At 68.3% G+C, this 13,548-nt stretch carries 14 protein-coding genes and 1 tRNA gene; 11 read left to right on the top strand and 4 right to left on the bottom strand.

Translation table 11 applies throughout. The annotated features are described in order from the left end of the window. Positions 1 to 216: 216 nt before the first annotated feature. The 4 genes from OO71_RS19210 to lon all read left to right on the top strand — a co-directional run bounded on the left by OO71_RS19210 (position 217) and on the right by lon (position 5,351). The gene (locus tag OO71_RS19210; protein WP_033291149.1) at positions 217 to 1,158 is read left to right on the top strand and encodes a GNAT family N-acetyltransferase; all 942 of its coding nucleotides are present in this window, start codon (positions 217 to 219) and stop codon (positions 1,156 to 1,158) included. Between the two features lie 35 nt (positions 1,159 to 1,193). After that, positions 1,194 to 2,042, top strand: coding sequence for an SAM-dependent methyltransferase (locus OO71_RS19205; RefSeq protein ID WP_033291148.1), 849 nt, complete (start codon positions 1,194 to 1,196; stop codon positions 2,040 to 2,042). Beyond that, positions 2,039 to 2,863, top strand: a complete 825-nt coding sequence (locus OO71_RS19200; RefSeq protein WP_245633714.1) for an SAM-dependent methyltransferase — start codon at positions 2,039 to 2,041, stop codon at positions 2,861 to 2,863. The genes OO71_RS19205 and OO71_RS19200 overlap by 4 nt, the downstream gene beginning before the upstream one ends. 85 nt (positions 2,864 to 2,948) lie before the next feature. Then, positions 2,949 to 5,351, top strand: coding sequence for an endopeptidase La (gene lon / locus OO71_RS19195; protein ID WP_033291146.1), 2,403 nt, complete (start codon positions 2,949 to 2,951; stop codon positions 5,349 to 5,351). Positions 5,352 to 5,410: 59 nt separating this feature from the next. Here lon and rfbA read toward each other — a convergent pair whose 3' ends face one another. Both rfbA and OO71_RS19185 read right to left on the bottom strand, forming a co-directional pair. Beyond that, positions 5,411 to 6,292 (bottom strand): glucose-1-phosphate thymidylyltransferase RfbA, encoded by an 882-nt coding sequence (gene rfbA, locus OO71_RS19190; RefSeq protein WP_033291145.1) that lies wholly within the window; start codon positions 6,290 to 6,292, stop codon positions 5,411 to 5,413. A gap of 67 nt (positions 6,293 to 6,359) precedes the next feature. Continuing rightward, positions 6,360 to 7,508, bottom strand: a complete 1,149-nt coding sequence (locus OO71_RS19185; protein WP_033291144.1) for a sialidase family protein — start codon at positions 7,506 to 7,508, stop codon at positions 6,360 to 6,362. Between the two features lie 259 nt (positions 7,509 to 7,767). Between OO71_RS19185 and OO71_RS19180 the strand changes: the two genes are divergently transcribed. Beyond that, positions 7,768 to 8,358, top strand: a complete 591-nt coding sequence (locus tag OO71_RS19180; RefSeq protein ID WP_245633713.1) for a hypothetical protein — start codon at positions 7,768 to 7,770, stop codon at positions 8,356 to 8,358. Positions 8,359 to 8,400: 42 nt separating this feature from the next. Here OO71_RS19180 and OO71_RS19175 read toward each other — a convergent pair whose 3' ends face one another. Then, entirely contained in the window at positions 8,401 to 8,892 is a 492-nt protein-coding gene (locus OO71_RS19175; protein WP_033291143.1) for a YajQ family cyclic di-GMP-binding protein, read from the bottom strand. Positions 8,893 to 9,009: 117 nt separating this feature from the next. Between OO71_RS19175 and OO71_RS19170 the strand changes: the two genes are divergently transcribed. From OO71_RS19170 to OO71_RS19160, 3 genes are all read left to right on the top strand, one after another. Further along, positions 9,010 to 9,094: transfer RNA gene (locus tag OO71_RS19170), tRNA-Tyr, on the top strand. A gap of 87 nt (positions 9,095 to 9,181) precedes the next feature. Next, positions 9,182 to 9,667, top strand: a complete 486-nt coding sequence (locus tag OO71_RS19165) for a VOC family protein (RefSeq protein WP_033291142.1) — start codon at positions 9,182 to 9,184, stop codon at positions 9,665 to 9,667. A gap of 17 nt (positions 9,668 to 9,684) precedes the next feature. Next, positions 9,685 to 10,476, top strand: a complete 792-nt coding sequence (locus OO71_RS19160) for a MerR family transcriptional regulator (RefSeq protein WP_245633712.1) — start codon at positions 9,685 to 9,687, stop codon at positions 10,474 to 10,476. A 27-nt stretch (positions 10,477 to 10,503) separates the two neighbouring features. Here OO71_RS19160 and htpX read toward each other — a convergent pair whose 3' ends face one another. After that, positions 10,504 to 11,352, bottom strand: coding sequence for a zinc metalloprotease HtpX (gene htpX, locus OO71_RS19155; protein WP_033291140.1), 849 nt, complete (start codon positions 11,350 to 11,352; stop codon positions 10,504 to 10,506). 148 nt (positions 11,353 to 11,500) lie between these two features. Between htpX and OO71_RS19150 the strand changes: the two genes are divergently transcribed. Genes OO71_RS19150 through OO71_RS50170 form a run of 3 tightly spaced genes read left to right on the top strand, consistent with a single transcriptional unit; the run spans position 11,501 to position 13,506 of the window. After that, positions 11,501 to 12,448 (top strand): hypothetical protein, encoded by a 948-nt coding sequence (locus OO71_RS19150; RefSeq protein ID WP_245633711.1) that lies wholly within the window; start codon positions 11,501 to 11,503, stop codon positions 12,446 to 12,448. Between the two features lie 38 nt (positions 12,449 to 12,486). Beyond that, positions 12,487 to 13,362, top strand: a complete 876-nt coding sequence (locus OO71_RS19145; RefSeq protein WP_033291138.1) for an LLM class F420-dependent oxidoreductase — start codon at positions 12,487 to 12,489, stop codon at positions 13,360 to 13,362. 3 nt (positions 13,363 to 13,365) lie between these two features. Next, positions 13,366 to 13,506, top strand: a complete 141-nt coding sequence (locus tag OO71_RS50170; RefSeq protein WP_156096396.1) for a hypothetical protein — start codon at positions 13,366 to 13,368, stop codon at positions 13,504 to 13,506. Positions 13,507 to 13,548 lie beyond the last annotated feature (42 nt).

Below are 13,548 nucleotides of genomic sequence, written 5' to 3'. Positions count from 1 at the left end.
CGTCCGTGACGTCAGGTGTGGGCGAGGGCGCCACCTTACCCCGTAGGGCGTACCGGTGTCCCTTTCGAGACAGTAGGAGATCACCCCAGGGTTAACAATGGGCGGCCTTTGCTGACCTGCGTGGACCAAGGAGTGAAACTCGCGGTTGGTGCCGGAACCCCCGGGCAAAGGTGTGTTCCGGGGGTTCCCAAGACCCGGGCGGAGGAGAATGAAGGCATGCACAACGACGTGACAGCCACCGGGCATGCGGCGCGCATCGCCACGGTGGACGCTTTGGTCCCCGCGCCACTCCCCTTCGAGGTCCAGGGCGATTCCGTACTGCTTTCCGCCCAGGTCGGCGACACCACCGCGGCCGGTCTCGCGACCGAGACGGACCTCGGCCCGGACAGCCCGCAGTCGATGTGGCGGGCGCTCGTGGAGCACCGGCTGGAGGTACAGCTCGCCGGGCCCGATCCGGCCGCCGGACTCGACGCTCTGCTCACCCGATGGGATGAACACCTGCACTCCATCGCCCGAGTGGGGGATACCGAGTCCGCCGCGGTGCTCTCCCGGCCGAGCCGCGACACCGCCGGGTCCACCGAACTGCTCCGGCACGGCTTCGCCCCGGTCGGTGTGCTGGCGGTCCGTCCGGCACAGCGGATGGCCGCCGGACCCGAGACCACCCCTGGTGTCTGCATCCGGCACGCGACTCCGGCCGACCTCGGCACCGCGGTCCGGCTGATGCTGGAACTCCAGCGCTACGACGCGCAGTTCGGCCGGGTCACGCTCCGGCCCGGCGTCGAGGAGCTGATCGCGAAGGAGCTGCTGCACGACCTCGAGCGACCCGAGCCGCAGGTGTGGATCGCGGAGCTGTATGGGCAGCCGCTCGGCTTGGTCGTGCTCCAGATGCCGGACGAAACCGCGTGGATCCGGCACCGGGTGGCCGCGTCCCGGGTCGGCTACCTGTCGTCACTCGCCGTGTCCGAGGCAGCCCGGTCGTCCGGCGTCGGTACCGCGCTGGCCGCGCACGCGCACCAGGTGTTCGACGAGGCCGGAGCGGATGTCGTCCTGCTGCACCACGCGATGGCCAACCCGCGTTCGACACCGTTCTGGTACGCGCAGGGTTACCGGCCGCTCTGGACCGGCTGGCAACGGCGGCCCGCGGTGCGTTCTCGATAGGGTGGTGACAGGCACGCCGTCCGAGGGGAGTCTCCGTGACCGACAAGCGGGATGCCGCGCCCAAGGCGCCCGAAGGCGTGGACACCGAGAAACCTTCGGCGGCGCGGGTGTACGACTGGTACCTCGGCGGCAAGCAGAACTGGGCGGTGGACCGGGAGTTCGGCCGCAAGGTCGAGCAGCAGTGGTCGCTGGTGCGCCCCGGCGCGAAGCAGAACCGCGAGTTCATGAACCGCGTGGTCCGCGCGGCGCTGGACGCGGGCGTCCGCCAGTTCATCGACCTCGGGTCGGGCGTGCCGACGGCGGGCAACGTGCACGAGGTGATCGAGGCCGAGCTGGGTGACGCGGACCAGGCCAAGGTGGTGTACGTCGACTACGAGCCGGTGGCCGTGGCGCACGCGACGCTGATTCTCGAGGACGAGGCAGCCACCGACTGGGCCGGCATCGTGCATGCCGACATGCGTGACCCGCGGGCGGTGCTGAAGGACCCGCGCACCCGCGAGCTGATCGACTTCTGCAAGCCGGTGTGCCTGATGCTGATGGCAGTACTGCATTTCGTGGGCCCGGATGACGATCCGGAAGAGATCGTGCGCAAGTACCGCGACGCGCTCGCGCCCGGCAGCTGGCTGGCGATTTCGCAGATGAGCGAAGGCGACGGCAGCGGGCCGGCGCTGGAGGGCCTGCGCTGGTTCGTCGAGCAGTACCGCAAGACGAGCAACCCGGTGTGGATGCGCGACCGCGAGGAGATCGAGCCGTTCTTCGGCGGCTGGCCGCTGCTGGAGCCGGGAATCACGCACCTGCCGGACTGGCGGCCGGAGCGCGAGCTCAACGCCGTCGAGGCCGAAGCCCGTCCCTTCGCCTGGTGCGGGGTGGCCCGCAAACCGTGACCGCGCCCGACGCGCCCAAGGGCGTGGACGTCGACAAGCCGTCCGCCGCCCGGATCTACGACTGGTACCTCGGCGGCACGCAGAACTGGGCGGTGGACCGGGAATTCGGCCGCCGGGCAGAGAAACTGTGGCCGCTGATCCGGCCCATCTCGCGGGCGAACCGGGCGTTCATGAACCGCGTCGTGCGGTCTGCGCTCGACGCGGGCATCCGGCAGTTCCTCGACCTCGGCTCCGGCGTGCCGACAGCGGGCAACGTGCACGAGATCGTGCGCGAACGGCTGCCCGCGTCGGTGGTGTACGTGGACTACGAACCGGTGGCGGCCGCGCATTCCCGGCTGATCCTCGACCGCGAGGGCGCCACCGGATGGGCCGGTCTCGTGCAGCGCGACATCCGCGCCCCGGAGGCGATCTTCGCCGACGAGATCACCGAGCGGCTGATCGACTGGTCGCAGCCGGTGTGCTTGCTGATGATCACCGTGCTGCATTTTCTCGGCCCGGACGATCACCCCGGCGAGCTCGTCGCGACGTACCGCGACCGGCTCGCCCCCGGCTCGTGGCTCGCCGTGACGCATGGCACCTGCCGCCCCGACGCGCCGCCGGAGCGGGCCGCCGAGGTCCGCGCGTTCGTCGATGCGTACCGCGACACGTCGAACCCGGCGTACCTGCGCTCGGCCGACGAGATCCGCCCGTGGTTCGGCGGCTGGCCGCTGCTGGAACCGGGGATGAGCGCGCTGCCGGACTGGCGTCCGGACGACCCGGTGTCCGCGCTCGACGCCGAGGTCCGGCCGTTCGCCTGGGGCGCGGTCGCGCGCAAACCCTGATCGCTTCCAGCGAACACTCCCTGGGAAACAAACCCACCCTTCGGAGAGTTGAGCAAGGCAGACTCAACTTATTCGAGGAGTGCACATGACCGACACCCGCCTCCTGCCCGTCCTCCCGCTCGATGACGACGTCGTGCTGCCGGGCATGGTCGTCCCGCTCGACCTCGGCGACACCGAGACCCGGGCCGCAGTGGAGTCCGCACAGGCCAAGACCCCTGCGACGGCGTCCTTCCCGGGGATCCGCTCCGGCGCGGCGAGCAAGGCCGAAGTCCTGATCGTCCCGCGCATCCACGGCGAGTACGCCGAGCTCGGCACCGTTGCCACGGTCGAGCGGATCGGCCGCGTCCCCGGTGGCAAGGCCGCCGTTCTGCTTCGCGGTACCGCCCGCGCGGTCGTCGGCCGGATCGCCGACGGGCCCGGCGCCGCTCGCTGGGTCCACGCCGAAACTGCCGAGGAGACCACCGACGACCGGTCGGCGCAGCTCGCGTCGGAGTACAAGGCCGTGGTCATCTCGCTGCTGCAGCAACGTGGTGGCTGGCAGATGATCGACGCCGTCCAGCAGGTCGAGGAGCCGTCCGCGGTCGCCGACCTGGCCGGGAACTCGCCGTACCTGAAGACCGAACAGAAGGTGGAGCTGCTCGCCACGCTGGCGGTGAGCCCGCGGCTGGAGAAGGCGCTCGAATGGAGCCGGGAGTACCTGGCCGAGCTGGAGGTCACCGAGACCATCCGCAAGGACGTCGCCGACGGGATGGAGAAGCAGCAGAAGGAGTTCATGCTGCGCCGCCAGCTCGAAGCGATCCGCAAGGAGCTGGGCGAGCTCGACGGCACCGCGGCCGACGACGACTACCGCGCTCGCGTGGAAGCCGCTGAACTGCCGGACGCGGTGAAGAAGGCCGCGCTGGCCGAGGTCGACAAGCTGGAGCGCACGTCCGAGCAGTCGCCGGAGGGCGGCTGGATCCGGACCTGGCTCGACACGGTGCTGGAGCTGCCGTGGAACGAACGCACCGAAGACGTGTACGACATTGCCGCCGCGCGGGCCGTGCTCGACGCCGACCACGCGGGTCTCGACGACGTCAAGGAACGGATCATCGAGTACCTGGCTGTGCGCAAGCGGCGCGCGGAATCGGGGCTCGGACCGGTCGGCGGACGGCGTTCCGGCGCGGTGCTCGCGCTCGCGGGCCCTCCCGGGGTCGGCAAGACGTCGCTCGGGGAATCCGTGGCCAAGGCGATGGGACGGAAGTTCGTCCGCGTCGCGCTGGGCGGGATCCGGGACGAGGCGGAGATCCGCGGGCACCGGCGGACGTACGTCGGCGCGCTGCCGGGCCGGATCGTGCGGGCCATCAAGGAGGCCGGCTCGATGAACCCGGTCGTGCTGCTCGACGAGATCGACAAGGTCGGTGCCGACTACCGCGGCGACCCGACGGCCGCGCTCCTGGAAGTGCTTGACCCGGAACAGAACCACACGTTCCGCGACCACTACCTCGAGGTCGAGCTCGACCTGTCCGACGTCGTGTTCCTGGCCACGGCGAACGCGCTGGAGACCATCCCCGGACCGCTGCTGGACCGGATGGAACTGGTGACGCTGGACGGGTACACCGAGCACGAGAAGGTCACCATTGCGCGGGACCACCTGCTGCCGCGTGAGCTGGAACGCGCGGGGCTGGCTGGTGGTGACGTGACGCTCACCGACGACGCGTTCATCCGGATCGCTGCCGAGTACACCCGCGAAGCCGGTGTGCGCGACGCGAACCGCACGATCGCGAAGGTGCTGCGGAAGATCGCGACGAAGGTGGCGCTCGGTTCCACTGCATTGCCGCTCACGGTTTCGGCGGCGGACCTGGAGACCTACCTCGGCCGTCCGCGGCACGTGCCGGAGTCCTCGCTCCCGACGGCCACCCAGCGCACGTCTTTACCAGGCGTGGCAACGGGTTTGGCGGTCACCGGCGCGGGCGGCGACGTGCTGTACATCGAGGCGTCGCTGGCCGATCCGGAAAGCGGGTCGACCGGCCTGCAGCTCACCGGGCAGCTGGGTGACGTGATGAAGGAATCGGTGCAGATCGCGTTGTCGTACCTGCGTTCGCACGGCGCGGAGCTGGAACTGCCGGTGGGAGACCTGCGGGAGCGGGGAATCCACGTGCACGTCCCGGCCGGTGCGGTACCGAAGGACGGTCCGTCGGCGGGGATCACGATGACGACGGCGCTCGCGTCGCTGCTGTCCGGCCGCGTGGTCCGGGCGGATGTGGCGATGACCGGTGAGGTCTCGCTGACCGGCCGGGTGCTGCCGATCGGTGGCGTGAAGCAGAAGCTGCTCGCCGCGCACCGGGCAGGGATGAAGACGGTGATCATCCCGCAGCGCAACGAACCCGACCTGGACGACGTGCCGGCCGAGGTACTGTCCGAATTGGACGTCCACGCGGTGGCCAATGTGCGAGAAGTACTTGAGCTGGCACTGACCCCGGCTTCCTCGGAAGTCGCACAGGCCGCTTGACTGGCCGTGAAGGGAACCATCACGGAATCTGATTCCGTGATGGTTCCCTTCACGGACGTTCAGCCTGTTGCACCCGCGAGCATGGCCACGTTCATCACGTACTCGCCGTAGCCCGACTTGGCGAGTTTCGTTCCCAGCGCATGACATTCGTCCGCGCTGATGAAGCCCATCCGCAGCGCCACCTCTTCCAGGCAGGCGATCCGCACGCCGGTGCGGTGTTCCAGGACCTGCACGAACTGCCCGGCTTCGAGCAGCGAGTCGTGGGTGCCGGTGTCGAGCCAGGCGAACCCGCGGCTCAGCTCGATCAGCGTGGCGCGGTCGCGGCGCAGGTAGTCGAGGTTGACGTCGGTGATCTCCAGCTCGCCACGCGCGGACGGCTTGAGGTTGCGGGAAATGTCGACGACCTCGTTGTCGTAGAAATACAGCCCGGTGATCGCGTTGTTCGACCGCGGCCGCGCCGGTTTCTCCTCGATCGAGAGCAGCTTGCCGTTGCCGTCGGTCTCGCCGACGCCGTAGCGCTCCGGGTCTTTGACCTGGTACCCGAACAGCACGCAGCCGTCGAGGTCGGTGGCCGCGGTGCGCAGGGTGGTCGAAAATCCCTGGCCGTAGAAGATGTTGTCGCCGAGCACGAGCGCGACGGGATCGTCGCCGACGAAGTCCGCGCCGATCACGAACGCCTCGGCCAGCCCGTTCGGGCTCGGCTGCTCGGCGAACGAGAACGACAGCCCGAACTGGCTGCCGTCGCCGAGCAGGCGGCGGAAGTTGGGCAGGTCCGACGGCGTCGAGATCACCAGGATTTCCCTGATCCCGGCCAGCATCAGCACCGAGATCGGGTAGTAGATCATCGGCTTGTCGTACACCGGCAGCAGCTGCTTGGACACTGCCTGCGTGATCGGGTGCAGGCGGGTCCCGCTGCCCCCGGCGAGCACGATGCCCTTCACGGCCCCTCCTCGTATCCGATGGTCCCGTTCACCGTACCGAGTGAGCCCGCGAAGGCCTACGCCGAATTCAGAACGCCGGTCCCTTGCCGAAGAACGCCTGGCAGCCGTCCGCCCACTGGGTCGCGATCTCGAGCACGTTCCGGCCGTCGTCGACCGGCAGCAGGGTCGACGAGTAGTTGGGGCAGAAGTTGTTGAAGATGCCGTCGATGCGGATCGGGGCGGGGAGCGGGTACCAGTTGCCCGCGCCGAGGTTGTCGTTGGCGAGCAGGGTTTCGCCGTTGCCGGGTTGCACGGCGCCCTTGGCGTTGGTGTAGATCTGGCCGACCATCACCAGCCGCACGCCGTTCGGGCCGCCGGGGAAGAGGGTGGTGGTCTGGGCGTGCTGGAAGTAGTTGCCGTTCGCGGTGACAACGCGGGTGCCCGGGTCGGTCGGGCTGCCCCAGTTCGCGCCGTCGGCGGAGATCTTGTAGTACGGGTCGCAGTAGCGATCGCCGTAGTTGCAGATCTCGTAGCCGAACCAGTACCGGCCGTCGGGCAGCCGGCGGATGATCGGCATGCCGGGGCGCACGCGGTCCGGCGGGATGGCCATGGTGAGCTGCTTGGTACCCCAGTGGATGCCGTCGGTGGATGCGACGCGGTTGAGCACCTGCGCGTATTTCGGGGCTTGCGTTTCGTCGGCGTAGTGCAGCCAGAGCGTGCCGCCGGCGTCCACGGTGAACTCCGGTTCCCAGATGCCGTCGTGGTTGTGCGAGCGCGCCGCCTCGGACAGGTACGACCAATTCCGGCCGCCGTCCCGGCTCGACCAGATCTTGATCCCGATGCGCCGCTGCGCGCCCGCGTCCTGGCGGTAGCTGGCGGCCCAGAGCAGCGTGCCCGCACGCAGGCGGCCGACGCGTTGCGGGAGCTCGTACAGGGTTCCGCAGCATTGGCCGAACTTCGCGTCCGGGTCGCGGATCTCGCCGATCCGGTGGAAACTCGCGCCCTCGTCGGTGCTTTCGAGGATGGGGGTGAACTTGCCGTTCGCGTCGGAGCTGGTGAGCGACGCGATGATGTTGCCGCGGCCGAACGGCGAATACTCGAGGCGCACGAGCCGGGCGTACGAGCCGAAGCCGGGGACGAGGAGCTTCTTCTCGGTGACGGCCGACGCCGGGGTGAGCCCCGCCGCGACGATGACGATCGAGGTGAGAAAGGCGATCACGGGGGTCCAGCGGCGCATCCACAACCTCTTCTCACGACGGGGACGGGCGATTACATCACGTGGTCAGCGGGTATTTCGGGCTTCTCTCCCCGGCTCCACCCGTTCGAGGGGTTTGACTCGCCTCTTCGCGTAACGACCGGGCACAGCGTGACGAAAGATCACCGGAGGCCCCGATCGGGGCGCACAAGGGGGATCCATGTTTTGCGCCGTCAGGCGGATCGTTGCGGGATGCGCTTTTGTGGTCTTGACCACGTCGTGCTCGGTGCAGGGAGTCGGGGTGCTGGTACCGCACCGGGCCGACCCCGGGCCGCCGACGTCGTCTGCTCCCCCGCCCCGCCCGACCGAGGCCGCGACGGAGACCCACGAAGGCAAGAACAACGGCGCGGTATCGCTGAACTGGCCGTCCGAGGTGGCGGGCTTCCTGACGTTCGACTGCCCGAAGTGCAGCTCGAACGTCGTCGTGACTACCGACGGTGACGACAGTCTGCTGATCAACGCGATCGGGTCGTACCATGGAACGGTGTGGTTCAACATGGACCGGGGCGCGAAGCCGACGCACACGCTGCACATCTCCGCGAACGCATCCTGGACCGCGACGGTGGCCGACCACCGCACCCTGCCGACGGTGGAACCGGGTAAACCACACACCTCCCACGGGGACGCAGTACTGGCGATCCCCACGGGCGTGACGCGCGCCACGTTCAGCACGAAATCAGACGGCCACGCCGCGGTATGGGTACTGACCGACCGGCGACGCGACCTGGCGGTAAACCAGATCGGCGCTTACGACGGAGAGTTCGAGGTACCGGGGCCGACTTATGTGGCTGTCGAGGCTTACGAGAGTGATTGGACTTTCACCGCTCGTTGAAGGGGGGCGGGCCTCCGGTGGTGTGCCGGAGGCCCGCGCAGGTCACCGGTAGTTGGTGAACTGAAGGGCGATCTCGAAGTCCTTGCCCTTCAGCAACGCGATCACGTCCTGCAGCTGGTCCTTCTTCTTGCCCGACACCCGCAGCTGGTCGCCCTGGATCTGGGCCTGGACGCCCTTCGGGCCCTCGTCGCGGATGAACTTCGCGATCTGCTTCGCCTTGTCCGAGGCGATGCCCTGCAGGATCTTGCCGCTGATCTTGTACGTCTTGCCGGAGATCGCGGGCTCGCCGGCCTCGAATGCCTTCAGCGAGATGTTCCGCTTGATCAGCTTCTCCTTGAAGACCTCCACCGCGGCCAGCGCGCGCTCCTCGGTCTCCGACTCGACAGTGATGGCTTCCTCGCCCGCCCAGCTGATGCCGGTGCCGGTGCCGCGGAAGTCGAACCGCGTGCCGAGCTCCTTGCCTGCCTGGTTGAGCGCGTTGTCCACCTCCTGGCGGTCGACCTTGCTCACCACGTCGAAAGAGGGATCCGCCACGTGTACTCACACCTCGTCTTCGCTCGTCAGGGGCCACCAGCCTAGCGCCGGGCATCCCGGTTGACCCGGCCCGCGGACGGTTGGGTATCCTTCTACCCGGCCGGTTCACCCGGCTATGGCAGGTTACCCAAGCGGCCAAAGGGATCTGACTGTAAATCAGACGGCTCAGCCTTCGGGGGTTCGAATCCCTCACCTGCCACCATCGCCCCCGGCACTGGTCCGGGGGTGTTTTCGTTTTCGGCGTCCGGCGCTTGACCCTCCGGCAGCAGGAGGCTTCACCATCGAGCGCATGGACGAATTCCGCAGCCCCGTTCCCATTCCCGCCTTCGATGCGGTTTCTCCCGGGAACTACCTCGGCATCTATGGCATGCCCATGTTCCTCAACGTGCCCACCGCCGACCTCGATGCTTCCACCGATTTCTGGCTTCGCGGGCTCGGCTTCAGCAACCTGTTCACCATTCCCGGGCAGTTGGTGCACCTGCGCCGCTGGGCGTTTCAGGACGTGTTGCTCAAGGCCGCGCCCATGGCCCGGCAAGGGGCGAGCGTCAGTTTCTCTTGCGTGCTCGGGGAACTCGACGAGATCGGGCGGCGGTGTGCGGAGTTGCTGCCCGGGTGTACGTCCGGGCCGGAGGAGATGCCGTGGAACTCGATGGACCTCACGGTGGTCACGCCGGAAGGTACGAGCGTCGTGATGACTGCGGCGCAGCCGATCGAGCCGGGTAGTGCGGTGGCCGACCGGTTGCGGGCAGTGGGTATCGAGATTCCGGGGGCGTGAGCTGCGACACTGAGGTCGTGACGGAGGACGGCCTCACCGTCGGGCGCGCGGCGACGCTCGTCGGCGTGAGTGTGAAGACGCTGCATCACTGGGACTCGGTCGGCCTGGTGCGGCCGAGTGCGCGCACTCGGTCCGGCTACCGGGTGTACTCCGGCGGGGACGTGGCGCGGATTCACCGGGTGCTCGTTTACCGGGAGCTCGGGTTCCCGTTGTCGGAGATCGGGGGGATCCTCGACGACCCTGCTGCCGACGCGCATGCCCATCTCGCCCGGCAGCTGCGCGAGCTGCGGGAGCGGATCGGGCGGCTGCAGCACATGGTGTCCGCGGTGGAGCGGATGATGGCGGCGACGCGTGGGGGGATTCAGCTGACGCCGGTGGAGCAGGTGGAGATCTTCGGGTCCGATTGGGATCCGGGGTGGGTCCAGGAAGCCTCGCAGCGCTGGGGTGACACGGTGCAGTGGGCGGAATACCGCGAGCGGACCACGGATCTGACGCCGGAGGACTGGCGGCGGGTCGCTGCCGAGCACGAAAGCCTCAATGCTGACCTGGCCGCTGGCTGTCGGTCCGCGGTCGAGCCGGGGTCGGTGGAGGGGAACATTCTGGCGGAGCGGCATCGGGCGGCGTTGTCGCGGTATTTCGCTTGCACGCATGCGATGCAGGTGTGTCTGGGTCGGCGGTTCGTGGCGGATCCGGGGTATGCGGCGTATTACGACGCGCTTGCGCCCGGGTTGGCGGCGTGGTTGCGGGACGTGATTTTCGCGAACGCCGCCGCCCACGGGATCGACCCGGCCACCGCTGAATGGGGCTAGCGGCACGCCGGGCGCGCACGGAGGGGGCTAGCGGCCGCGGGCCATTTCTTCCAGGCGGCGGATTCGGTCTTCGATCGGCGGATGGGTGGAGAACATCTTGCTCAGGCCTGCGCCCGGGCGGAATGGGTTGGCGATCATCAGGTGTGACTGCGACACGACTGCCGGCTCCGGGGCCAGCGGGGCGGCGCGGGTGCCACGTTCCAGTTTGCGGAGGGCCGAGGCCAGGGCGAGTGGGTCGCCGGTCAGTTCAGCGCCGGAGGCGTCTGCTTGGTACTCGCGGGAGCGGCTTACCGACATTTTGATCACTCCGGCTGCGATGGGGCCGACCAGCACCAGCAGCAGGGACACGAATGGGTTGCCTTCGCGGTCGTTGCCGCCGAAGAAGAAGGCGATGTTGGCCAATACGCTCACCACGCTCGCCAGCGCGCCCGCGACGCAGGAGATCAGGATGTCGCGGTTGTACACGTGGGACAGCTCGTGGCCGAGGACTGCGCGCAGCTCGCGTTCGTCCAGCAGGTCCAGGATTCCCGTGGTGCAGCAGACCGCCGCGTGCTGCGGGTTGCGGCCGGTGGCGAAAGCGTTCGGCGCGACCGTCGGGCTCACGTACAGCGCCGGCATCGGCTGCCGGGCGGACGTGGCCAGTTCGCGCACGATCCGGTACATCACCGGCTGCTCGACTTCCGACACCGGCCGCGCGTGCATTGCCCGCAGGGCCATCTTCTCGGAGTTGAAGTACGCGAACGCGTTCATGCCGAGCGCCACGATCAGGCCGATCACCAGCGCACCGCGGCCGAACAACCCGCTGATCCCGATGATGATCGCCGACAGCAGGCCGAGCAGCAGCGCTGTCTTCAAGCCGTTGTGATGCCGGTGCACGCCGCTCGCCTCCGTCCACCTCTCGCGTCGGTTACCCACCGGAAACAACGCGATCGGGGGACCCGAAGTTCCTTCGCATGATCCTCGCCCGGGTTAGGGTCGGCGGGCAACCCAACCGACCGGCAGGTGAGCGATGCGAGGTCCGCAGATGTCCCGGCGGGGTGTCTTCGCGCTGGTCACCGCGGCGTTGACCGCCACAGTGACTCCCACAGCGGGCGCCGCTGGGCGGGTCACCCCGGTGCAGGTCGGCGGGGCGCTTTCCGCCCTCGCGGTGAGCCCGGTCACGGGGCTCGTCTACGCGGTCGACCCGGCGTCCGGCTCGGTCGCGGTGATCGACCCGAGCGCCGCGCGCGTCGTCTCCATGCTCACGGTGGGCGGGGCGCCGAGTGACATCGCGGTGGATGCCGACCGGATTTACGTCGCCAACCCGCCCAGCGGCACCGTGCTCGCTTTCGACTGCCGTACCCACCGGTTGCTGAGCGTCGTGAGCGCGGGCGCCGGTGCGTCGTCGCTCGCGATCGACTCCACCGCCGGGCTCGTGTACGCGGTCAGCGGCGAAACCGGCACTTTCGCGGTAATCGACGCCGTCAGCCTCAGCCAGCAAAAGATGTTGCCCGCGCCGAAACAAGGGCTCGCCGGAATTGCGCTCGATCTTGGGCGCCGACGTGCCTATTGCACCAGCCCGGACACGAACACCGTCGAGATCTGTGACCTCGATGCGGGCGCGTTCACCGGCAGTGTCGAGGTCGGTACCTCCCCCACCGGCGTCGCCGTGCACCAGCGCAGCGGGACGGTGTACGTGGCGAATTCGGCGATCCACCATCTGTCCATTGTCGACGGTCCAAACCGGACTCAGACGAAAACCGTGTTGCTGCGCAGTGAAGCGTCTTCCCTTGCGGTGCACCAAGGCAGCGATACCGTGTACACCAACGGCGGCCAAAATGGACTGTCGCGAGTAGACGGACGGCAGCAAATGCTGTCTGGCGAGCTGAGTCTCGGGGTGAACCCCGGCGACGTGGCGGTGGACCCGCACACGCGCGCGGTGTACGTGACCGATCCGCTGCACGGCACCGTCACGATCGTGCGTGATTTCTGACCGCACAGGTGAAGTCACTCCAGGTATACCGTGGAGGAATGGACCTCGGACTCCAGATCCCCGACTTCACCTGGGCGGGCGGGCCCGCCACGCTCGGCACCGACCTCGCCGCGGTGGCGCGGGCCGCGGACGATGCCGGTTTCGCGTATCTCGCCGTAATGGACCATTTCTTCCAGATCCGCAGCGTCGGGCCGAGCGACCACGACATGCTCGAGGCGTACACGACGGTCGGCTACCTTGCCGCGCACACGTCGCGGGCCAAGCTGCTCACCGTCATCACCGGCGCGCTGTACCGGCACCCCGGCCTGCTCGCCAAAGCGATCACGACGCTCGACGTACTGTCCGGCGGACGAGCCGTGCTCGGCATCGGCGCCGGATGGAACGAGGAAGAATCGCGCGGCCTCGGTTTCCCGTTCCCGCCGACGAAGGAACGCTTCGAACTGCTCGAGGAAACGCTGCAGTACGTACTCCAGATGTGGGGCGAAGCCGACGACCCGTTCACGAGCAAGCACTTCACCGCGGAGCGGCTGCTGAACGTCCCACCGGCCCTGCAACGCCCGCGCCCGCAGATCATGATCGGCGGCGGCGGAGAAAAGAAGACGCTCCGCTTCGTCGCGAAGTACGGCGACGCGTGCAACCTCTTCAACAGCCCGGAACTCGAACACAAGCTGGACGTGCTCAAGCAGCATTGCGAGAACGAAGGCCGCGACTACGCGGAGATCACCAAAACCGTGTACCACCGGCTGGACATCGGGCCGAACGGGGAGAAAACCGGCGAACTGCTCACCGAGCTGGAACGGCTGCATGGCCTGGGTGCGGACGCCGTGCTCGGCGCGATGCCGGGGATACCGGATCTGAGGTTGATCGAGAGGTTCGCGAAGGACGTCATTCCCGCCGCGGGGGCGCTCGCCTGAAACATGGATCACGTCTTCCGGATCGCGAACTTCGGCCCGTCGAAGCACGAAGGCGGTACCACGCTGGAATTCCTGGCAGCGCACCTGTCGCGGGCGCACGGGCACCCCGGCCTGCTCGCGAAGACCGCCGCGGAGAAACTCTGACGTCATCCAACTCGATCCCGGTACCCGATCACCGTAACGAAA

It is taken from the genome of Amycolatopsis jejuensis (genome assembly GCF_000717335.1).
GTDB lineage: Bacteria > Actinomycetota > Actinomycetes > Mycobacteriales > Pseudonocardiaceae > Amycolatopsis > Amycolatopsis jejuensis.
This window is presented reverse-complemented; position numbering and strand designations above follow the sequence as displayed.

Excerpts from the sequence above, each read along its gene's own strand:
- OO71_RS19210 (WP_033291149.1), top strand. The coding sequence starts at position 217 with ATGCACAACGACGTGACAGCCACCGGGCATGCGGCGCGCATCGCCACG.
- lon (WP_033291146.1), top strand. The coding sequence starts at position 2,949 with ATGACCGACACCCGCCTCCTGCCCGTCCTCCCGCTCGATGACGACGTC.
- OO71_RS19185 (WP_033291144.1), bottom strand. The coding sequence starts at position 7,508 with ATGCGCCGCTGGACCCCCGTGATCGCCTTTCTCACCTCGATCGTCATC.
- OO71_RS19165 (WP_033291142.1), top strand. The coding sequence starts at position 9,182 with ATGGACGAATTCCGCAGCCCCGTTCCCATTCCCGCCTTCGATGCGGTT.
- OO71_RS19150 (WP_245633711.1), top strand. The coding sequence starts at position 11,501 with ATGTCCCGGCGGGGTGTCTTCGCGCTGGTCACCGCGGCGTTGACCGCC.
- OO71_RS19145 (WP_033291138.1), top strand. The coding sequence starts at position 12,487 with ATGGACCTCGGACTCCAGATCCCCGACTTCACCTGGGCGGGCGGGCCC.
- OO71_RS50170 (WP_156096396.1), top strand. The coding sequence starts at position 13,366 with ATGGATCACGTCTTCCGGATCGCGAACTTCGGCCCGTCGAAGCACGAA.